The 20,256-nt window shown below is 72.4% G+C and carries 13 protein-coding genes; 10 read left to right on the forward strand and 3 right to left on the reverse strand.

Annotated elements, in window-relative coordinates; translation table 11 throughout:
* The first annotated feature begins 11 nt into the window (after nt 1–11).
* The 8 genes from AB0M70_RS15240 (at nt 12) to moeZ (ending at nt 9,860) form a co-directional block, all read left to right on the forward strand.
* Nucleotides 12–1,004, forward strand: a complete 993-nt coding sequence (locus tag AB0M70_RS15240) for an ABC transporter permease (RefSeq protein WP_365820286.1) — start codon at nt 12–14, stop codon at nt 1,002–1,004.
* On the forward strand, nt 1,001–1,990 hold the full coding sequence (locus AB0M70_RS15245; RefSeq protein ID WP_365820288.1) for an ABC transporter permease: 990 nt from the start codon (nt 1,001–1,003) through the stop codon (nt 1,988–1,990). Before AB0M70_RS15240 ends, AB0M70_RS15245 begins: the two co-directional genes overlap by 4 nt.
* Complete coding sequence (locus tag AB0M70_RS15250; protein ID WP_365820290.1) at nt 1,987–3,615, forward strand: ABC transporter ATP-binding protein; 1,629 nt, start codon at nt 1,987–1,989, stop codon at nt 3,613–3,615. Before AB0M70_RS15245 ends, AB0M70_RS15250 begins: the two co-directional genes overlap by 4 nt.
* Nucleotides 3,616–3,816: 201 nt before the next feature.
* Nucleotides 3,817–5,553 carry a DUF3492 domain-containing protein gene (locus tag AB0M70_RS15255; RefSeq protein WP_365820292.1) on the forward strand — a complete coding sequence of 579 codons (1,737 nt, stop codon included), beginning with the start codon at nt 3,817–3,819 and terminating at the stop codon, nt 5,551–5,553.
* On the forward strand, nt 5,550–6,770 hold the full coding sequence (locus AB0M70_RS15260) for a hypothetical protein (protein WP_365820294.1): 1,221 nt from the start codon (nt 5,550–5,552) through the stop codon (nt 6,768–6,770). The genes AB0M70_RS15255 and AB0M70_RS15260 overlap by 4 nt, the downstream gene beginning before the upstream one ends.
* A 157-nt stretch (nt 6,771–6,927) precedes the next feature.
* Nucleotides 6,928–7,881: an NAD-dependent epimerase/dehydratase family protein gene (locus tag AB0M70_RS15265; RefSeq protein ID WP_344520507.1), complete on the forward strand. Its 954-nt coding sequence runs from the start codon at nt 6,928–6,930 to the stop codon at nt 7,879–7,881.
* Complete coding sequence (locus tag AB0M70_RS15270; protein ID WP_365820296.1) at nt 7,869–8,618, forward strand: spherulation-specific family 4 protein; 750 nt, start codon at nt 7,869–7,871, stop codon at nt 8,616–8,618. Before AB0M70_RS15265 ends, AB0M70_RS15270 begins: the two co-directional genes overlap by 13 nt.
* 63 nt (nt 8,619–8,681) lie before the next feature.
* Complete coding sequence (gene moeZ, locus AB0M70_RS15275) at nt 8,682–9,860, forward strand: adenylyltransferase/sulfurtransferase MoeZ (RefSeq protein WP_363209138.1); 1,179 nt, start codon at nt 8,682–8,684, stop codon at nt 9,858–9,860.
* Between the two features lie 72 nt (nt 9,861–9,932).
* On the opposite strand, the gene AB0M70_RS15280 is transcribed toward moeZ, so the two are convergent.
* The 3 genes from AB0M70_RS15280 to AB0M70_RS15290 form a co-directional block, all read right to left on the reverse strand.
* The gene (locus tag AB0M70_RS15280; protein ID WP_365820298.1) at nt 9,933–11,498 is read right to left on the reverse strand and encodes an alpha/beta hydrolase; all 1,566 of its coding nucleotides are present in this window, start codon (nt 11,496–11,498) and stop codon (nt 9,933–9,935) included.
* Nucleotides 11,499–11,579: 81 nt separating this feature from the next.
* Nucleotides 11,580–13,124 (reverse strand): alpha/beta hydrolase, encoded by a 1,545-nt coding sequence (locus tag AB0M70_RS15285; protein ID WP_365820300.1) that lies wholly within the window; start codon nt 13,122–13,124, stop codon nt 11,580–11,582.
* A 72-nt stretch (nt 13,125–13,196) separates the two neighbouring features.
* Nucleotides 13,197–16,076 carry a lysylphosphatidylglycerol synthase transmembrane domain-containing protein gene (locus AB0M70_RS15290; RefSeq protein ID WP_365820302.1) on the reverse strand — a complete coding sequence of 960 codons (2,880 nt, stop codon included), beginning with the start codon at nt 16,074–16,076 and terminating at the stop codon, nt 13,197–13,199.
* A 161-nt stretch (nt 16,077–16,237) separates the two neighbouring features.
* On the opposite strand from AB0M70_RS15290, the gene AB0M70_RS15295 reads away from it, so the two are divergent.
* Together AB0M70_RS15295 and AB0M70_RS15300 are read left to right on the forward strand one after the other, a co-directional pair.
* Entirely contained in the window at nt 16,238–16,699 is a 462-nt protein-coding gene (locus AB0M70_RS15295) for an MGMT family protein (RefSeq protein ID WP_365820304.1), read from the forward strand.
* 179 nt (nt 16,700–16,878) lie between these two features.
* Nucleotides 16,879–20,223 carry an ATP-dependent DNA helicase gene (locus AB0M70_RS15300; protein WP_365820306.1) on the forward strand — a complete coding sequence of 1,115 codons (3,345 nt, stop codon included), beginning with the start codon at nt 16,879–16,881 and terminating at the stop codon, nt 20,221–20,223.
* Nucleotides 20,224–20,256 lie beyond the last annotated feature (33 nt).

Here is a 20,256-nt window from a genome sequence, read left to right on the forward strand (position 1 = left end):
GTCACATCACCATGAGCGAGGCCCTGTTGGCCTCGGGAGCGGGGACGGGCGCCACGGCGCCCGCCCCGACTTCCGGAGCCCGTCAGTTCTGGCGGCGGCTGCGTGCGCAGCGTGCCGCCCTCGTCGCGGCGGCCGTCGTCGCGCTGCTCGTCCTGGTGGCGCTCGCCGCGCCGCTGCTCACCGCGGTCGAGGGCCAGGACCCGAGTACGTACCACCCCGACCTCATCGACTCCGGCCGTGGCGGCGTGCCGATCGGCCCCTTCGGCGGGATCAGCGCCGAGCACTGGCTGGGCGTCGAACCGCAGACCGGACGCGACCTGTTCGCGCGCCTCGTGTACGGGGCGCGGGTCTCCCTCGGCGTCGCGCTCGCCGCGACCGTCGTGCAGGTGCTGCTCGGCGTCGCCGTCGGCATCGCGGCCGGGCTCGGCAACCGCCTGGTCGACCAGGTGCTCAGCCGCGCCACCGACGTCATCGTCGCCATGCCGCTGATGGTGCTCTCGCTTGCCCTGATGGCGATCGTGCCCAGCGGCTTCCCGCGCCCCGTCCTGGTCGCCCTGGTCATCGGGCTCGTCGCCTGGGGCAGTACGGCCAAGATCGTGCGCGCGCAGACCATCACCCTCAAGGAGCTCGATCACGTGGCCGCCGCCCGGCTCAGCGGCTGGAGCACCTGGCGCATCGCGCGCCGCGAACTCCTGCCGGGGCTCGCCGCCCCCGTCATCACCTACGCCGCGCTGCTCGTCCCGATGAACATCACCGTGGAGGCCGCGCTCTCCTTCCTCGGCGTCGGCGTCAAACCGCCGACCGCGTCGTGGGGGCAGATGCTCACCTCGGCCGACATCTGGTACCAGGCGGCGCCGCAGTACCTCCTGCTGCCCGCGGGGGCCCTGTTCGTGACGGTGCTCGCGCTGACCGTCCTCGGGGACGGCGTGCGGACCGCGCTCGATCCACGGGCCGCCTCGCGGCTGCGGATCGGCACCGGGCACAGGGGGGAGGGCAAGGCATGACCGGCTTCCTACTGAGGCGCTCGGCGGGCGCCCTCGTCACCCTGCTCGCCATCTCCGTGATCATCTACGCGGTCTTCTACGTCGCTCCCGGCGACGTCGCCCAGATCACCTGCGGGCCGCGCTGCTCACCGGCTCAAGTGGCCCAGGTGAGCGACCAGTTGCGGCTCGACGATCCGGTCTACGTCCGGTACGGGGACTTCCTGCAGGGCATCTTCACCGGCCAGGACTACTCGACGGGCACGGGCGTGGAGCACTGCGACGCCCCCTGCCTCGGACTCTCCTACCAGAGCGACCAGCAGGTCACCCAGCTGATCCTGGCGAAGCTGCCGGTCACCGGGTCGCTCGCGCTCGGCGCCATGGTGATGTGGCTGATCCTCGGCGTCGGCACCGGCGTCCTGTCCGCCTGGCGGCGCGGGCGCGTCACCGAGCGCGTCCTGACCGCCGTCACGCTCGCCGGCACGGCCACGCCCGTCTTCGTCATCGGCCTGCTGCTGATGATCGTGGTCTGCGGGCAGCTGAACTGGCTGCCCTTCCCGCAGTACGTGCCGTTCACCGACGACCCCCAGCAGTGGGCGTGGAACCTGCTGCTTCCCTGGCTGTCGCTCGCCCTGATCGAGGCCGCCAAGTACGCGCGCCTCACCCGCTCCTCGATGCTGGAGACCCTCGCCGACGACCACGTACGGACGTTTCGCGCCTACGGCGTCGGGGAGCGCTCGATCATCGGCAGGAACGCCCTGCGGGGCGCGTACGCGCCGGTCATCGCGCTGAGCGCCAATGACTTCGGGTCGATGTTCGGCGGCGCCGTGCTCAGCGAGACGCTCTTCGGGCTGCCCGGCATGGGGCGCGAACTCGTGCACGCGGTCAAGGTCGTCGATCTGCCGGTCGTGGTCGGCATGGTCCTGGTGACCGGCTTCTTCGTGGTGCTCGCCAACGCCGTCGCGGACGTGCTGTACGCGGTGGCCGACCGAAGGGTGGTCCTGTCATGAGCCTGGTCCAGAGCCTCGTCCAAGTGGATGACCTGGTGGTCGACTTCGGGGAGACCCGTGCCGTCGACCGGCTCTCCTTCACCCTTCAGAAGGGCGCCGCCCTCGGCCTCGTCGGCGAGTCGGGCTCCGGCAAGAGCACGGTGGCGTCCGCGCTGCTCGGGCTGCACCGGGGCACGGGAGCGAACGTCGGCGGCGCGGTGCGGGTCGGCGGCATCGACGTACAGGAGGCGTCCGGTGCGGAGCTGCGGCGGCTGCGGGGCGGGACGGCGGCCATGGTCTTCCAGGACCCGCTGTCGTCCCTCGACCCGTACTACGCGGTGGGCGACCAGATCGCCGAGGTGTACCGCGTGCACACCGGAGCCTCGCGCCGGGCGGCACGCGCGCGTGCCGTCGACGTACTCGACCGGGTTGGCATCCCGGACGCCGTGCGCAGGGCGCGCTCCAGGCCGCACGAGTTCAGCGGCGGCATGCGGCAGCGCGCGCTCATCGCCATGGCCCTTGCCTGCGAGCCCGAGCTGTTGATCGCCGACGAGCCGACGACCGCCCTGGACGTCACCGTGCAGGCCCAGATCCTCGACCTGCTGCACGCGCTGCGGGCCGAGACCGGGATGGCGCTGCTCCTGGTCACCCATGACGTGGGCGTCGCGGCGGAGAGCGTCGACGACGTCCTGGTCATGCGGTACGGGCGGGCCGTCGAGCGGGGGCCCGTGCGCGAGGTCCTCGGGGCGCCCGCGGACGCGTACACGAAAGAGCTGCTCGGGGCGGTGCCCCGGGTGGACTCGCCGCGGCAGGCGCCCACGGCCCATGCGCAAGGTGACGTCGTCCTCGAAGCGGTGGACCTGCGCAAGGAGTTCGGCCGCGGCAAGCGCGCCTTCGCCGCGGTGGACGGGGTCTCGCTCACGGTCCGCCGGGGCGAGACGCTCGGGGTCGTGGGGGAGAGCGGCAGCGGCAAGACGACCCTCGGCCGGATGCTGGTGGGGCTGCTTGAGCCCTCGGCGGGGGATGTCCGGCACGGGGGCGCGCGGGAGCCGGGCGAGAAGGCGACGGGCGGTGGCAGACGCGGCGGCGTGCAGATGGTGTTCCAGGACCCGGTCTCCTCGCTCAATCCGCGCCGCTCCATCGGTGAGTCCATCGCCGATCCGTTGCGTGCGCGGGGCGAGCGCGACGCGGTCGTGCGCGCTCGCGTGAGCGACCTCATGGAGCGCGTCGGGCTCGATCCGGCGTACTACGGGCGCTACCCGCACGAGTTCAGCGGCGGCCAGCGGCAGCGCGTCGGGATCGCGCGGGCCCTCGCCGCCGAGCCGCGGGTCATCGTGTGCGACGAACCGGTCTCGGCGCTCGACGTGACGACGCAGGCGCAAGTGACCGCGCTGCTCGCCGAACTGCAGCGGGAACACGGGCTGGCGCTCGTCTTCATCGCCCATGACCTCGCGGTGGTACGCCAGGTCAGCGACCGGGTCGCGGTGATGCGGCAAGGGCGGATCGTCGAGCACGGCTCCGTCGACGAGGTGTACGGGGCGCCCCGACAGGCGTACACCAGACAGCTGTTGGCGGCCGTGCCCGCGCTCGACCCGGAGGCCGCGGCGCGACGCCGTGCGGCCCGCAGGGAGCTGGCCGCAGCTTAACTCCGCGTAGCGAAAGAGCGCTCTCCCGGCTTCATAGCGCGACAGAACGCTACCGGGGCGAGAAAGTTACTGCCGTTCACCCCTTTTGGTGGCGCGATGGACAACCGTCCGTCGCGCCACCGGCATGTCCGCATACGTTCTTCCCGCTGCGAGCCGCCGGTCCAACGGCGGCTCCCCACATGGGAGATCGGGGGTGTACGCGTGCGCATCGGATTGCTTACGGAGGGTGGTTATCCGTATGTGAGCGGTGAGGCCAGGCTCTGGTGCGACCGGCTCGTGCGCGGGCTCGGGCAGCATGAATTCGACATCTACGCACTCAGCCGCAGCGAGCGGCAGGAGGAGCAGGGGTGGATCGAGCTGCCGCCCCAGGTGAACCGGGTGCGGACGGCGCCCCTGTGGACCGCCGACTGGACCGACGACGGAGTGTCTTTCGGAGCCGGGTACGGACGCCGGGCGCGGCGGCGCTTCGCGGAGATCTTCGGCGAACTGGCCGCAGCGGTGTGCGACTCCGGAACGGGGGCCGCCGGCAACAGCTCCGGCGACTCCGCAGCGTTGGCGGACCGTTTCGGCAGTGCCCTCTACGGCCTCGCCGAACTTGCCGGCGACCACGGCGGAATCGTCGGAGCGCTGCGCTCCGAAACCGCCGTGCGCGCCCTGGAGGGCGCGTGCCGCGCGCCCGGCGCACTCCGCGCGGCGCGCACCGCTCGCGTACCCGACCTGCTCGCCGTCGCGGGTCTCCTGGAGCGCGCGCTGCGACCGCTCTCCCTCGACTGGTACGGGGCCGACGGCCTCGGCGCGGTCGACCTGTGCCACGCCACGTCCGGCGGCCCGGCGGCACTCCCCGGCCTCCTCGCCCAGCACTTCTCCGGAGTGCCCCTCCTCGTCACCGAATATGGCGTGCAACTGCGGGCGCACTACCTCGCGACCGGCGACGAGGCCCTCAGCGCGCCGGCGCGGGCGCTGCTCACCTCCTTCCACGGCAAGCTCGCCGCCGAGGTGTACCGCAGGGCCACGGTCATCACCCCCGGCAACACGCACGCCCGCCGCTGGCAGGAGCGGTGCGGGGCCGAGCGGTCGAAGCTGCGCACGGTCTACCCGGGCATGGAGGCGTCCCGCTTCGCGGAGGTCGGCGAGCGCGAGGACCCGGGCGACCCCGACACCCTTCTCTGGGTCGGGCGGATCGAGCCCGCCAAGGACCTGATCTCCCTGCTGCACGCCTTCGCGGAGATCCGCAAGGAGGAGCCCAAGGCCCGGCTGCGGATCGTCGGTGCGCCCGCCGAAGGCCCCGACGCGGCCGCGTACCTCGCCCACTGCAAGGCGCTCGCGGCGCAGCTCTTCCCCGACGAGGCGGACGGCGCGCACGCCGTCGGAGACAACCCCGTGTCCTTCGAGGAGATCGGCGCGCCCGAGGCGCCCGAGCTCGCCGACGCGTACGCCGCCGGGAGCGTCGTCGTCCTCTCGAGCGTCGTCGAGGGCTTCCCGATCAGCCTGGTCGAGGCCATGTTCTGCGGGCGCGCCACGGTCTCCACGGATGTCGGCGCGGTCGTCGAGGTCATCGGCGGCACCGGACTCGTGGTCCCGCCGCGCAATCCGCGGGCGCTCGCGGAGGCGTGCGTGGCGCTGCTGCGCGACGCCGGACGGCGCGAACGGCTCGGGGCGGCGGCGCGTGCGCGGGCGCTCGAACTGTTCACCGTGGAGCAGAACACCGAAGCCTTCCGCGGCATCTACCTGGAGATCGTCTCGCACTGCCCGGTGCGCAGGGAGGCCCTCGACGACGCGGGCGAGCCGGTGCCCTTCGGCAACCCGGCGGAGGCGTACATGCCGGGCCGATGGGCGGTGGCCTCCGGTGGCGGGGACGCGGGCACCGGCGCGGGCGGCGCGCCCCGCTGGGCCCACGAGGCGGACGGACCTGAGCGGTTGAAGGAGGCGGGCGTATGACCAAGGGACAACGGATCGACGCGCCACGGGCTCCGGGGAGCCCCGGCGGGTGGGACGCGCGGTCGGAGGAACTGGTGGCCGACGCCGCCCTGGTGCGGGAGCCCGCGGCCTGGCGGGGCGCGGGGGGTGGTGCCGGGACGGACGCCAGGCCCGCGCGGCGCGGTGGCGTCGACCCCGTCAAGGCACTGATGCACCGGCACCGCGAGCTGTGCGAACGCGCCGTCGACCCGCTGGAGATCGCCGCGGGCCTCGAGGCGCACGGAGTGACCGACCGCACCGCCGCACGCTTCAGGCACCGGGACGTGTTCGCGCTCGCCGAGGAGATGTACGCGCGCGTGCCGCGCGACGAGGAGGAGCACGCCACCTCCCTGCCGGCCCCCGCACGCCTGGGCCCCGAAGTGCCCGCCGGATGGGCGCTGTTCGCCCTGCTGCCGGGCGTGGCCTGCGCGCTCACCGCCGTCGGGATCGAGCTGAGCGAGGGGCGTGCGCGGTACGCGGTGGGGCTCGGCGGAGCACTCGCCGTGGCCTTGGCGCTCCGGGTGGCCCTTCGGCGCGGACCGCTGCGTTCCGCGCACCACGTCGTGCCGGCCACGCGCGCGTGGACGTGCTTTCTTCTCGCGTACGCCCTCTTCGGCGACGGGCTCACACGGGCCGCCGTGTCGGGCGGGCCCGACAGCCCCTGGGCGCCGTCGATCGCCGCGGCCCTGGGGCTCTCGCTCGCCGTGGCCCCCGCCCTGTGGTGCGTGCGGCTCTTCGCCGTGGGGGCACGGCGACGGCTCGCGCTCAGCCGTGGTCTCGCTGATTTCACCGCCTCCGTACGGCCGTTGCTGCTGGGCGCCGTCGCGCTGTACCTGTGCGCCCTGGGGGCCCTGCTGGTGGGGGCCGCCGCCGTCCATGGCGTACCGGTCTCCGCGGGGGCCGCTGCGCTGGGCGCGCTGCTGCTCCTCGCCCGGCTGCTCACCTCGTACGGCTTCACGCGGGCGCCCCTGCTGATGCTGGGGGCGGCCGGCGCGGTGGAGGCGGTCTCGCTCGCCTCCGTGTTCGCGGGGCGCCTGCCCGGGTGCGCGTGGCTCGCGGCGCCGGTGGAGGGCGCGGTCCGGGCCGGGGGGCCCGGCGTCGTCCCCCTCGTCGCGTGCGGCGCCGCCGCGTGCGTGCTGTTGCTCCACTGCCTGCGCGTGCTCAGCCGGGCCTCCGCGCACGGCGACGGAGCGCCCTGAGGATGCGCACCGCCAGTTCCACCTGGCCCCATTCGACCACTCACGCTCCCGCGGGGCCGACACCGCGGGCCTTACCCCGTGCATTACGGCAACCCCCTGAAGGAGAACGCCAGATGAGGACCCCCAGCATCCGAGAATCCGATCCGGGAGCCGCCCGATGAGGGTGCTGCTGATCGGAGCCAACGGATATCTCGGCCGGTTCGTCGCCGACCGGCTGCTCGCCGACCCGGCGGTGCAGCTCACCGCGCTCGGCCGCGGCGACGACTCGGACGTACGGTTCGACCTCGCGAGCGGCAGCCCCGGCGCGCTCACCCGCTTCCTTGACGCCGTGCACCCGGGCGTCGTGATCAACTGCGCGGGCGCCACCCGCGGCGGCGCCCGCGAGCTGACCCGGCACAACACCGTCGCCGTCGCCACGATCTGCGAGGCCCTGCGCCGCAGCGGATGCGGGGCGCGGCTCGTGCAGCTGGGCTGCGGCGCCGAGTACGGGCCGAGCCAGCCGGGGTCCTCCACCGCCGAGGACGCCGTGCCCAGGCCCGGCGGACCGTACGGCGTCAGCAAGCTCGCGGCCACCGAACTGGTCCTCGGGTCCGGTCTCGACGCGGTCGTCCTGCGGGTGTTCTCGCCCGCCGGGCCCGGCACTCCCGCCGGATCACCGCTCGGGCGGCTCGCCGAGGCCATGCGGCGGGCCATGCAGGCCGGTGACGGCGAGCTCAAGCTCGGGGGGCTCGGCGTCCAGCGGGACTTCATCGACGTACGCGACGTGGCGCGCGCCGTGCACGCCGCCTCGCTCTCCGCGGCCCAGGGCATCGTGAACATCGGCGCCGGTCGCGCCGTACGGCTGCGTGACGCGGCGGCCGTCCTGGCGCGCGTCGCCGGCTACGGCGGAGCCCTGCACGAGCTGGATCAGGGGGCCCTGCGGCAATCCATCGGGCACCCCCGCGCCGAATCCGACCACGGGAGCCCGGCCGCCTATCCCTATCCCGACGGGTGCGGCAGCTGGCAGCAGGCCGATGTGCGCACCGCGCGCGACCGGCTCGGCTGGCGCCCCCGCATCAACCTCGAGGAATCACTCGCCGACATCTGGATGGAGGCGGCATGCCGCATCTGACCAGCACAGCCACAGGCACCGCGCACACCGACATACGTCTCGGATTCGGCATCCCCGGATTCGCGCACCCCTTGGTCGCGCCCACCGAATGGTCCGAACTCACCCGCCCTGGTGCCCCTTTGCACTGGGTCGTCCTAAATGTGAGCAGGGGCCCGGGGGACCGGCCCGACCCGCACTGCCTGGAGGCCGCGGGGCGGCTGCGGAACGCGGGCGTACGTGTTCTCGGTCACCTCGACGTGACGTACGGCGCCCGCGGCTTCGGGGAGCTCGTCTCCGACGCGCACCGCTACCTCGACTGGTACCAGGTCGACGGCTTCTCCCTGGACCGCTGCCCCACGGAGCGTGCCGCGCTCCCGGAGGTGCGCAGGACGGTCACGACGCTGCGCGCGCTCTGTGACGACGCGCACATCGTCCTGGGGCACGGCACCCATCCGTATCCCGGATACGCCGAATCCGCCGACCAGTTGGTGACCTTCTCCGGACCCTGGAGCGACTACCGCTGGTCACAGGTGGCCGAGTGGACCGCCGACTATCCGCCCGAGCGTTTCTGCCACTTCGTGCACGGCATGCCCCGCGGCCATCTCGACGAGGCGCTGCGCATCGCACGCTGGCAGGGCGCGTCGACGATCTACTTCACCGACCGGGTGGTCGGCGGGGGAGGGGACGAGCCCTGGGAGTCGATGCCCGGGTACTGGGACGAAATCGTCTCGCGCATCGGAACGGGTGTCTCGGAATGAAGAGGGGCGTGGCAGTGTTACGGACAGAACAACCGTTTCCACATACCGACCAACGGAGTCTCCGTGTCGCTGCCACCCCTGGTCGAGCCAGCATCTGAGCTCACCGTCGACGAGGTCCGCAGGTACTCCCGCCACCTGATCATCCCCGACGTCGGGATGGACGGGCAGAAGCGGCTGAAGAACGCCAAGGTGCTGTGTGTCGGCGCCGGCGGCCTCGGGTCACCGGCGCTGATGTACCTCGCCGCGGCGGGCGTCGGCACGCTCGGCATCGTGGAGTTCGACGAGGTCGACGAGTCGAACCTGCAGCGCCAGATCATCCACAGCCAGGCCGACATCGGCCGCTCGAAGGCGGCGTCGGCGAAGGACTCCGTCCTCGGCATCAACCCGTACGTGAACGTGATCCTCCACGAAGAGCGGCTCGAGGCCGAGAACGTGATGGACATCTTCAGCCAGTACGACCTGATCGTCGACGGCACGGACAACTTCGCCACGCGTTACCTGGTCAACGACGCCTGCGTGCTGCTGAACAAGCCGTACGTATGGGGTTCGATCTACCGCTTCGACGGCCAGGCGTCCGTCTTCTGGAGCGAGCACGGCCCGTGCTACCGCTGCCTCTACCCGGAGCCCCCGCCCCCCGGCATGGTCCCCTCCTGCGCCGAGGGCGGCGTGCTCGGCGTGCTCTGCGCGTCGATCGGCTCCATCCAGGTCACCGAGGCGATCAAGGTCCTGGCCGGCGTGGGTGACCCGCTGGTCGGCCGCCTGATGATCTACGACGCCCTGGAGATGCAGTACCGCCAGGTCAAGGTCCGCAAGGACCCCGACTGCGCGGTCTGCGGTCCGAACGCCACCGTCACGGAGCTCATCGACTACGAGGCCTTCTGCGGCGTCGTGTCGGACGAGGCCCAGGAGGCGGCCCTCGGCGCGACGATCACCCCCAAGCAGCTCAAGGAGTGGATCGACGCGGACGAGAAGATCGAGATCATCGACGTTCGCGAGCAGAACGAGTACGAGATCGTCTCGATCCCCGGCGCCAAGCTGATCCCCAAGAACGAGTTCCTCATGGGCACCGCCCTGGAGAGCCTGCCGCAGGACAAGAAGATCGTCTTGCACTGCAAGACGGGTGTCCGGTCCGCGGAGGTCCTCGCCGTGCTGAAGTCCGCGGGCTTCAGTGACGCGGTGCACGTGGGCGGCGGCGTGATCGGCTGGGTCAACCAGATCGAGCCCGAGAAGCCGGTCTACTAGGCGTAGCGCCTGAACGGACTGCGAGGGGGCCCGCACCTTTTGGTGCGGGCCCCCTCTGCTTGAACCGCTCGCTCAGTTCTCGCAGACCTTGCCGTTCTTCGGGGCCTTTCCGTTCAGCAGGTAGGCGTTCACCGTGGTGTCCACGCAGTCGCTGCCCATGCCGTACGCGCCGTGGCCCTCGCCCTTCCAGGTCAGCTCGACGCCTACTCCCTTGCCGAGCTCGTCGGCCATCTTCCGCGCGCCTTCGTAGGGCGTCGCCGGGTCTCCGGTGTTGCCGACGACCAGGATCGGCGCCGCGCCGGGGGCGCTCACGTCGGGAGAGTCGTGCAGCCCGGCCACCGGCCACTTGTGGCACCAGCCGGCCGTGTCCCAGCCCATGAACTCGCCGAAGACGGGCGATATCTCGCGGAAGTCGGCCAGCTGCGCCTTCGCCTGCGCGGGCGTCGTCCGCGCCTTGGCGTCACGGCAGGCGATCGAGCGCTGCGAGTGGCTCTGTGTGCTGTAACGCCCGGAGCCGTCCCGTTCGTTGTAGGCGTCGGCCAGCTGCAGCAGGGCCGAGCCGTCGCCCTTCTCGGCCTGCTCGAGGCCGCGGGTCAGGGCGGGCCAGCTCTGCTGGCTGTAGAGGGTGACCGTGATGCCGGTGAGGGCCAGGGACTGGGTCAGCTTGCGGTCACCGGAGCCGGGCAGCGGCTCGGCGTCCAGGCGCTCGAGGAGGCGCACTATCTTCTGCGAGCCGTCCTCGGGGTCCTGACCCGAGGACTTCAGGTAGTTCTCCAGGGCGCGCTGGAAGCCCCGTGCCTGGTTCTTGGCGTGGCCCACGGAGTCCGCGGTCGGGTCGACGACCGCGTCCAGGGTGAGCCGCCCCACCTTCTCGGGGAACAAGTGGGCGTACGTGCCGCCCAGTTCGGTGCCGTACGAGATGCCCATGTAGTGCAGCTTCTCGTCGCCGAGGACCTGGCGCATCACGTCCATGTCCTTTGCCGCCTCGACCGTCGAGACATGGCCGAGGAGCTTGTCCGAGTCGGCGGCGCAGCCCGCGCCGAAGTCGGCCGCGTCCTTGAAGTACGCCGCTTCCTCGGCCGGGGTGTCCGGGGTGAGGTCGACGGCCTCCGCGGCCTCCGTCTCCTTGTCGTTGCGGCAGCGGATGCCCTCGCTGCCCGCGACCCCGCGCGGGTCGAAGCTCACCAGGTCGTAGCGCTCGCGGAGCGTGTCGTACATGTCCGCGAACGACGGCAGCATGGAGACACCGGAGCCGCCGGGTCCGCCGAAGTTGAACAGGAGCGATCCGATGCGCTTGCCCTCGCCGGTGGACCTGGCGCGGATCAGCGCCACGTCGATCGTCTCGCCGTCCGGCTTCGCGTAGTCCAGGGGGACCTCGAGGGTCGCGCACTGCCACTCGGAGCCGGGGGCGGGGTCGCCGCCGGTCGCCTTGCAGCCGCTCCAGGCGAGCTTCTGGGTGGTGAGCGAGGCGGGCAGGGTGGAGGAGGGGTCGGGCTTCGGCGACTGCTCGGGTCCGGTCGGGGCGGGCTTGGCGTCGTCCTTGCCTCCGTCCCCGTCGGAACCACCGCAGCCGACGGCGAGCCCCGCCACCAGAACCCCTGCGGCGGCCATGGCTGCTGACCGTACGAAACGCGGCATGGAGCGCTTCCCCCCTCGGAAGACAGTCAATCCATAGTAGGCGGGGCCAACGACAGTCCCCTGGGCGGGTTGATCACCCCGTCACGAGCAGACCGTGCCCTCCTTCGGCACGGTGCCGTCCAGCAGATAGCCGTTCACCGCGTCGCGCACACACATGTTCTTGCTGTCGTACGCCCCATGCCCCTGGCCCTTGTACGTCAGCTCGACGCCGACGCCCTCGCCCAGCGCGTCCGCCATCTTCTTCGCGCCCTCGTACGGCGTGGCCGGGTCGCCCGTGTTGCCGATGACGACGATGGGCGGCGCCTGTGCCGCGCTGACGTCCGGGTGTTCGGCGGCGCCGTCCACGGCCCAGTCGGTGCAGCCGACCATGCCCCACGCCAGATAGTCGCCGAACAGCGGTGACGCCTTTCGGAATCCGGGGAGCTTCTGCTCGACGTACTCCGGGGTGTAGCGCTCCTTGTCGTCCGCGCAGTTGATGGCGATGTTGGCGGCCTGGATGTTGCTGTACGTGCCGTCCTGGTTGCGGCCGTTCATGGAGTCGGAGAGCGCCATGAGGATCTTGCCGTCGCCGTCGTACGCCTCTTCGAGGCCCTCGGTGAGATAGGGCCAGAAGTCCTTGGAGTACAGCGCCTGCGCGATGCCGTTCGTGGCGGCTGTCTGGGTCAGTTCGCGCGGCGCGATGGCGGGCAGCGGCTTGGCGTCCAGGTCCTTGAGAAGCCCCGCGATCTTGTCCTTGACGTCCTGCTCGGTGTCGCCGACGGGGCAGTCCGCGACCTTCGACGTGCAGTCCTCGGCGTAGTTGTCGAGCGCGAGCTGGAAGCCCTCGGCCTGGCCGAGTGAGCCCTGTTCGGCGGTCTCGGTGGGGTCGACGACCGCGTCGAAGACGGCACGGCCCACCCTCTTGGGGAACAAGTGCGCGTAGACGCCGCCGAGTTCGGTGCCGTACGAGATGCCGAAGTAGTGCAGCTTGTCGTCGCCGAGCACCTGGCGCATCAGGTCCATGTCGCGGGCCGCGTCGGTGGTGCGTACGTGCGGGAGCACCTCGCCGGAGTTCTTCTCGCAGGCTCCGTTGAAGCCCTTCACGTTGGCGACGAGCTTCTTCTGCTCGGCGTCGTCGTCGGGCGTGGAGTCCTGCTGGAAGTACGTGTCGAGCTGTTCGTCGTCCTCGCACCGCACGCCCGCGCTGCGGCCGACGCCGCGCGGGTCGAAGCTGACCAGGTCGTAGCGGGTGCGCAGTTTGGCGTAGTCCTCGCCGAAGGCGGGCAGCGTGGTGATGCCCGAGCCGCCGGGGCCACCGAAGTTGAAGACGAGCGAGCCGATCCGCCGGTCCTTCTCGCCGCTCGCCGCGGCGCGGATCAGGGCGATGTCGAGGGTGTCCCCCTCGGGCTTGTCCCAGTCGAGGGGGGCCTTCATGGTGGCGCACTGCCATGCGGCGCCGCCGGGCAGCGGGGACGGTGCCTCGCCGCCGCCCTCGGACGCGGCGGGCGCGGGGCAGTCCTTCCAGCTGAGCTCCTGGGCCGACAGATTCTCGTCCTCGGAGTCCTTGGAGTCGTCTGAGCCACAGGCCGCGAGGGTCGCGGACAGCAGGACGACGGTGGCGGCGGCACGCGCCTTGAGGTTGGGCATGCTTCCCATCCTGCGGGGGGCGCGAACGGGGCGCACGGCTGGCTCGGCCTTCCGTGAACCGGCCTCCTTCCTTTAAAGAAGGCCCTTCCTCGTCAGGTGGTTGAAGAACAGCCACCCGGGCAGCACCGGCAGCCACAGGGTGAGGAGGCGGAACAGGAGCACGGCGGGCGCCGCGACGTCCTTGGGCACGCCCACCGCGATCAGACCGAAGGTGAGCGTCGCCTCGACCGCTCCGACACCGCCTGGCGTGGGCGCCGCGGAGCCGAGCGCGTTTCCGGCGAGGAAGACCACGGCGACGCTGGCCAGGGTCAGCGGCTTCATCTCCGTGGTGCTGAAGGCGCGTACCGAGGCGTCGAGGCAGAGCACGAACATCAGCGTCAGGAGGAGCATGCCGCCGATGCCGGTGAGCAGCTTCTGCGGGCGCTGCAGCACGTCGAGCATGCGCGGCACGACGCCCGCGAAGAGCGAGCGCACGCGCGTGACGACGAACTTCCGCAGGAACGGGATCGCGGTCACCACGAGCACGAGCACCGCGACCGACAGGAGACCGGCGATGACGGTCCGGGACGGCGACAGGGACGGCGTCTTCTCCGTGCCCGTCACATAACCGAAGATCATCAGCAGCATGATGTGCGAGCCGAGCCCGAAGAGCTGCGAGGCGCCGACGCTCGCCACCGCCAGGCCGGAGCGCACCCCGGAGCGCTGCAGGAAGCGGGTGTTGAGCGCGACGCCGCCCACCGCGGCGGGCGCCACGATCTTCACGAACGACCCGGCGACCTGCGCCTGCACGGCCCGCAGGAACGGCACACGCTCCGGCACGAAGCCGAGCAGGCTCATCGCCGCCGCGAAGTAGCTCAGCGCCGAGCACGCCACGGCCACGGCGACCCAGCCCCACTCGGCCTCGCTGACGATCGTGTTGAAGTCGACGTGGGTGAGCTGCGAGAGCAGGAAGTACGCGCCGATGGCTCCGGCGATGAAGCTGATGAGGGTGCGCGGCCTGATCCGCTCGAGCTGGGCCGGCTCGACGGGCGCCTGCGGCCGGATGAGCAGCACCTGGTGGCGGATCTGGGTGAGCAGGTCCTCCTCGCGGGCCTGGTCGAGCGCGACGTCTATGGCCTGCTTCTCGGCCTGCTTCTCCGCGCGCACGGTCTTGCGGTCGGGGCCCTTGGCGGCCCCCTCGGTGGTCTCGAGGGCCTCGGCCGCCGTGTCGGCGTTCGCCTCCGCCGCGCGGGCCAGCTTGTCCTGGCGGGAGGCCTCGAGGACCGCCTCGCGCTCGCGCTGGGACCTCTCCCTGGCCAGCTTGCGCAGGGTTCCGCGGGTCGAGCGGGTCAGCGCGATGGGCTGGAGCAGCGGCAGGCAGTCGGCGACCGAGTCGGGGCCGAGCACGTCGACCGCGGTCGCGACCGCGCGTTCGGCGCCCACGCGCAGGCCGAAGGCGGTCAGGAGCTGGGCGATGTCCATCCGCAGGACGAGGTCGCCCGCGGCGATCTCACCGCCCCTGAGGTCGGTCAGGATCACCGTGCCGGAACGATCCACCAAAATCGCGTCGCCGGCGAGCCTGCGGTGCGCGATCCGCCGCGACTGGAGCGCCTGCACCTGCCGCCAGGTGTCGCACAGCAGTTCATCGGTGATGACGTCGTCCGGCAGGGAGTCCAGGGTGCGGCCGCCCGTGTGCTCGTAGACGAGGATCACCGCGTCGGGGCCGAGCTCGGAGGTGGCGATCAGCTTGGGCGCGTTGGCCCCGGCCGCGATCGCGGCGTACGCGAGGAGGGCCTCCTGCTCCAGGGCCTGGCGCAGCGACTGGAGGCTGCGGCGCTGGGTGATGCCGCGCAGCGTGAGTCTGCGCCAGGCGCGGTAGAAGAAGCCCTGGGCCTGCTGTTCGCGGTCGATGACCGTGACGTCCAGGGGCGGGCCGTCCTCGAGGGTGACGAAATAGCGGCGGCCCCGGTCGCCGTGCTCGCTGTCGGGGGAGTCCTCGCGGGCCGCGCTCACCGGGTGGAAGCCGACGTGCCGCAGGCCGGCGAGCAGCGTCTGGCCGGTGGGCCGCACGTTCGGTGAGCCGACCGCGTACAGCGTGCCGTAGGCCACGCTCCAGCCGAGGAGGACGGTCAGGATGATCGAGAACGGCGTCGTGTAGCCGGTGACCAGCATGGTGAAGGCGTCCAGCAGCAGCACCACCCACAGGACGACGCGCCAGCGCGGTCTGCGGGACATCCCCACGGCTGTCATGTACGCGATGACCGGGGCCAGATAGCCGTGCACGGGGTCGGTGAGCGCGTGCAGATCACCAGGGGACGGCCGGGTCAGCGCCTCCTGGATGGAGCCCGGTGCGGCCTTGGCGACCCAGAGGTCGGTGGCGAGCGTGACGCCGTGCGCGAGGACGGCCGCGAGGACGCCGTCGGCGATCCGCAGGCCGTCCCGTTTGACCAGCCGCTCGATGGCGAACGCGACCGGCACGAGCAGGACACCGATGCTCGCGGTGAGACCCGCGAACTTGATCAGCAGGTCGGGCGCCTGGTCCGTGCCCTTGTCGATGTCCTGGGCGAGACCCGACGTCGTGCCGTGCGCGAACGCGGCGATGGCGAGGACGACGGCGATCCCGAGGATGCCGACGAGCAGCCGCATCAGGTCGGAGGGACGGTGCACGCGCGCGGCGAGCAGCGGTTCGTCACCGGCCACGCGGTCGGTGTGGGCTTCCTCTTCGTCGGCGCAGTCATCGGGCACGAAGGCGTCGTGGATGTTCTGCCCGGCTCCGGACAGGCCGGCTCCGGAGAGCCCGGCCCCGGAGAGCCCGGCCCCGTCCTCGTCGGGCCCGCCCGACTTCTCGAACTTCTCGTGCTTCTTCAGGGAGTGCCCACCGGTGTCCGGGTGCGCCTCGGCCGCAGGGGTGCCCGCCGTCTCATCGGGGTGCACATCCTGCTGCTCCGTCGCCTCTTCTTGATCTCGTATCACCAGTCACCGCCCGCACGATGGTGGCATGTCCCACCGACAGAGGGGGGCATCAGGGTGCAATGCGGGGGCGCAAAGTGTTCACCGAGCTCCAGTTTGTCTCGTACCGCACACTCTGTCGCGGGCCGCTCACGGTGTCGGTGGGGTACGGCAGGATGGACCGGATGAGCGAGGAGAGCGGACCGGAGCAAGGGCTTCCGGAGTACCCGGAGTACGCGGAGCGGGTCCTCGAGGTCGCGGAGCTGATCCCTCCGGGGCGGGTGATGACCTACGGGGACGTCGCCGAGTGGCTGGAGGAGGGCGGTCCCCGGCAGGTCGGCCGGGTGATGGCCCTCTACGGAGGCGCGGTTCCGTGGTGGCGGGTGGTGCGCTCGGACGGCGTGCTCCTGCCCGGCCACGAACTGCGTGCGATCGGTCACTACCGCGCGGAGGGCACGCCGCTGCGTGAGGCGAGCCGCGCGGCCCAGGGCCATGTCCCGCGCCTCGACATGCGGCGGGCGCGCTGGGACGGCGCGGGTCCGCACGAGGCCGGCGCCGGTCCGCGCGGGGGCGGCAGGGCGGCGGGCGACGACGCGGCGGGAAGCGGCGAGGACGCTCACCCGCGGGCTCCGGAGGCTCACACCTGACAGCTTCGGCCATCCCGCGGCGTCGCGGGGGGCCGGTGGCCCGTACGGGGGAAGCCACGCGTCCCGCACGCCAGCTGGCGTAGCGTCGACCGCACGCATGTCCCTCACCCCGCTCTCTCGTCCCGCAGCCACCGCGCAGCCGCTTTTCCCCCGTACACCCACCAGGACCGGCGACCCACGTGAGCTCCACTTCTTCCGCCCGGCACACCCGGAACCCGTCGCACCTCCAGGCGCGACAGGGGAGCCAGGGTGCCTATCGGCTGGTGCGTACCCCGCCGGTGCGCGTGGATCCCCCTCGTCTTGACGCACGTCAGCGTGCGGTGGTTGACCACCCCGGAGGGCCGCTGCTCGTCCTGGCGGGGCCCGGCACGGGCAAGACGACGACGCTCGTGGAGTCCGTCGCCGCGCGGGTCGCCAAGGGCACGGAGCCGGAGCGGGTCCTGGTCCTCACCTTCAGCCGCAAGGCCGCGGTGGAACTGCGCGACCGCATGGCGCTGCGCATAGGAGCGGCCAACGCCCCGCAGGCGACGACCTTCCACTCCTTCTGTTACGCCCTCATCCGCGCCCACCAGGACGCCGACCTGTTCGTCGAGCCGCTCCGGCTGCTCTCGGGCCCCGAACAGGACGTGGCCGTACGCGAGCTCCTCGCGGGCCAGATCGACCTGGCGGGGGAGGGGCGCTCCCGTGTCCGCTGGCCGGATGAGCTGCGCGCCTGCCTGACCACACGTGGCTTCGCCGACGAGGTGCGCGCGGTGCTCGCCCGGAGCCGTGAACTGGGCCTCGGGCCCGATGCCCTGGACGCCTTCGCCCGCCGCGCGGGGCGCCCGGACTGGGGCGCGGCCGCCGCGTTCCTCGCGGAGTACCTGGACGTACTCGACATGCAAGGAGTGCTCGACTACGCGGAACTGGTGCACCGCGCGGTGCTGCTCGCGCGCCGCCCCGAGGTCGCACGGGCGCTCGGCGCTCAGTACGACGCGGTGTTCGTGGACGAGTACCAGGACACGGACCCGGCGCAGGTGCGGCTGCTGCACGCCCTTGCCGGGGGCGGACGGTCCCTCGTCGCGTTCGGCGACCCGGACCAGTCGATCTACACCTTCCGGGGCGCCGACGTAAACGGCATCCTGGAGTTCCCCGACCGCTTCCCGCGCGCGGACGGCACTCCGGCGCCCGTGGAGGTCCTGACGACCTCGCGCAGGTCGGGCGCCGGCCTCCTGGAGGCCACCCGTCTGCTCACCCGCCGCATGCCGCTCACCAGGCTGCCCGCGGACAAGGTGCGGGCCCACCGGGAGCTGGCCGCGGTCAGGGAGGGCGGCCGCGTGGAGACGTACACCTACCCGACGGCGGGCGCCGAGCTCGACAACATCGCGGACATCCTGCGCCGCGCGCACCTGGAGGACGGTGTCCCGTGGGGTGAGATGGCGGTCCTCGTCCGCGCCGGAGCCCACACGATCCCCGCGGTCCGCCGCAGCCTCACCGCCGCCGGCGTCCCCCTGGACATCGACGGCGACGACATCGCGCTGCCCCACGAACCGGCGGTCACGCCCCTTCTGACGGCGCTGCGGGCGGTGGCGACGGCGGTGGTGTCGGAGGTGCCGCCTGCTGCTGAAGGCGAGGAGGAGGGTGAGGCCGCCCCCGGAGCCACGGCCTCCGCCTGGCTCGACACCGAGACCGCCCTGACCCTCCTCGCGTCCCCCCTCGCCGGCATGGACGCCGCCGATCTCCGCCGTCTGGGGCGTGCCCTGCGCGCGGAGGAGCGTGCCGCCGGGAACCACCTTCCGCCGCCCTCCGACGACCTCCTCGCGCGTGCGCTGGCCGAACCGGAGCGGCTCGTCGCGCACGACCCCGCGTACGCGCGTGGCGCCCAGCGGCTCGGCGCGCTGCTCCGCAAGGCCCGTGAGCGCCTCGCGGGCGGTGGCACCGCCGAGGAGGCGCTCTGGGAGCTGTGGGACGGCACGCCGTGGCCGCGCCGCCTGGAGCGGACCGCGCGACGCGGAGGCGCCGCGGGGCGCAACGCGGACCGCGATCTCGACGCGGTCTGCGCCCTGTTCGCGTACGCATCCCGCGCGGAGGAGCGCACCGGGGGGCGTGGCGCCCTCAACTTCCTGGAGGAGACCGAGGCGCAGGACATCGCGGCGGACACCCTCATGCGCAGGGCGGTACGGCCCGACGCCGTGCGCCTGATGACCGCGCACCGTTCCAAGGGCCTCGAGTGGCGGCTCGTGGTGGTCGCCGGTGTCCAGGAAGGCCTCTGGCCCGACCTGCGCCGCCGCGGCTCCCTCCTGGAGGCCGACCGCATCGGAAGCGACGGCCTCGCCGAGCCCCTCACTCCCGGAGCGCTCCTCTCCGAAGAGCGCCGGTTGTTCTACGTGGCCGCCACGCGCGCGCGTGAACGCCTCGTCGTCACCGCCGTCAAGGCGCCCGCGGACGACGGCGACCAGCCGTCCCGCTTCCTCACCGAACTCGGCGTCGAACCCAAGGACATAACGGGCCGCCCGCGCCGCCCCCTCTCCGTCTCCGCGCTCGTCGCCGAGCTGCGCTCCACCACCGTCGACCCCCGGGTCTCGGAGCCGCTGCGCGAGGCCGCCGCGCACCGCCTGGCCCGGCTCGCGGCGCTGAGCGACGCCGACGGGCGCCCCCTCGTGCCGTCCGCTCACCCGTACCGCTGGTGGGGCATGTACGAGCCGACGGCCAGCGAAGTCCCCCTGCGGGACCGCGACAAGCCCGTCGTGCTCTCCGGAAGCGCCCTCGACCAGCTCGCCAACACCTGCTCCCTGCAGTGGTTCCTGGGCCGCGAGGTGAAGGCGGACGCCCCCGCGACCGCCGCCCAGGGCTTCGGGAACGTGGTGCACGTCCTGGCCGACGAGGTCGCCTCCGGCCGGACGCCCGCCGACCTCGCCGTCCTCATGGAGCGCCTCGACTCGGTCTGGGACGCGCTGGCCTTCGACGCCCCCTGGAAGTCGGCGCAGGAGAAGGAGCACGCGCGCGTGGCGCTCGAACGCTTCCTGCAGTGGCATGTGATGGACCGCGCGACCCGCACGCCCGTCAGCAGCGAGCACGACTTCGACGTGACCCTCGAAGCGGGGCCCTACGAAGTACGCGTGCGCGGCTCCATGGACCGCGTCGAACAGGACGCGCAAGGGCGTGCCTACGTAGTGGACTTCAAGACCGGCAAGCAGACCCCCACCGCCGCCGAGGTGGCCCGCCACCCGCAGCTCGCCGTCTACCAGCTCGCCCTGCGCGAGGGCGCGGTCGACGACGCCTTCGAAGGCGTACGTCCGGAGGCGGGCGGTGCGGAACTGGTGCAGTTGCGCCAGGGCGCCGCCAAGAAGGACGGCGGCGAGACCCTCCCCAAGGTGCAGGCCCAGGAGCCGCTCGCCGGGGAGTGGGTGGGCGACCTCCTCGCCACGGCGGCCGGCAAGGTCCTCGACGAACGCTTCTCGCCCACCACGGGCCAGCACTGCACGCACTGCGCCTTCCGCGCCTCGTGCAGCGCGAGGCCGGAGGGCCGGCAGGTCGTGGAGTGACACCCCGGGGTGCCAGTGGCCAACGTCACCCTT

This window comes from Streptomyces sp. NPDC051214, from assembly GCF_040682375.1.
In the GTDB taxonomy this organism is placed as follows: Bacteria; Actinomycetota; Actinomycetes; order Streptomycetales; family Streptomycetaceae; genus Streptomyces.

What these genes read in the sequence shown, in the direction of transcription:
- AB0M70_RS15240 (WP_365820286.1), top strand. Translation starts at nt 12, where the DNA reads ATGAGCGAGGCCCTGTTGGCCTCGGGAGCGGGGACGGGCGCCACGGCG.
- AB0M70_RS15245 (WP_365820288.1), top strand. Translation starts at nt 1,001, where the DNA reads ATGACCGGCTTCCTACTGAGGCGCTCGGCGGGCGCCCTCGTCACCCTG.
- AB0M70_RS15250 (WP_365820290.1), top strand. Translation starts at nt 1,987, where the DNA reads ATGAGCCTGGTCCAGAGCCTCGTCCAAGTGGATGACCTGGTGGTCGAC.
- AB0M70_RS15260 (WP_365820294.1), top strand. Translation starts at nt 5,550, where the DNA reads ATGACCAAGGGACAACGGATCGACGCGCCACGGGCTCCGGGGAGCCCC.
- AB0M70_RS15265 (WP_344520507.1), top strand. Translation starts at nt 6,928, where the DNA reads ATGAGGGTGCTGCTGATCGGAGCCAACGGATATCTCGGCCGGTTCGTC.
- AB0M70_RS15270 (WP_365820296.1), top strand. Translation starts at nt 7,869, where the DNA reads ATGCCGCATCTGACCAGCACAGCCACAGGCACCGCGCACACCGACATA.
- AB0M70_RS15280 (WP_365820298.1), bottom strand. Translation starts at nt 11,498, where the DNA reads ATGCCGCGTTTCGTACGGTCAGCAGCCATGGCCGCCGCAGGGGTTCTG.
- AB0M70_RS15285 (WP_365820300.1), bottom strand. Translation starts at nt 13,124, where the DNA reads ATGCCCAACCTCAAGGCGCGTGCCGCCGCCACCGTCGTCCTGCTGTCC.
- AB0M70_RS15295 (WP_365820304.1), top strand. Translation starts at nt 16,238, where the DNA reads ATGAGCGAGGAGAGCGGACCGGAGCAAGGGCTTCCGGAGTACCCGGAG.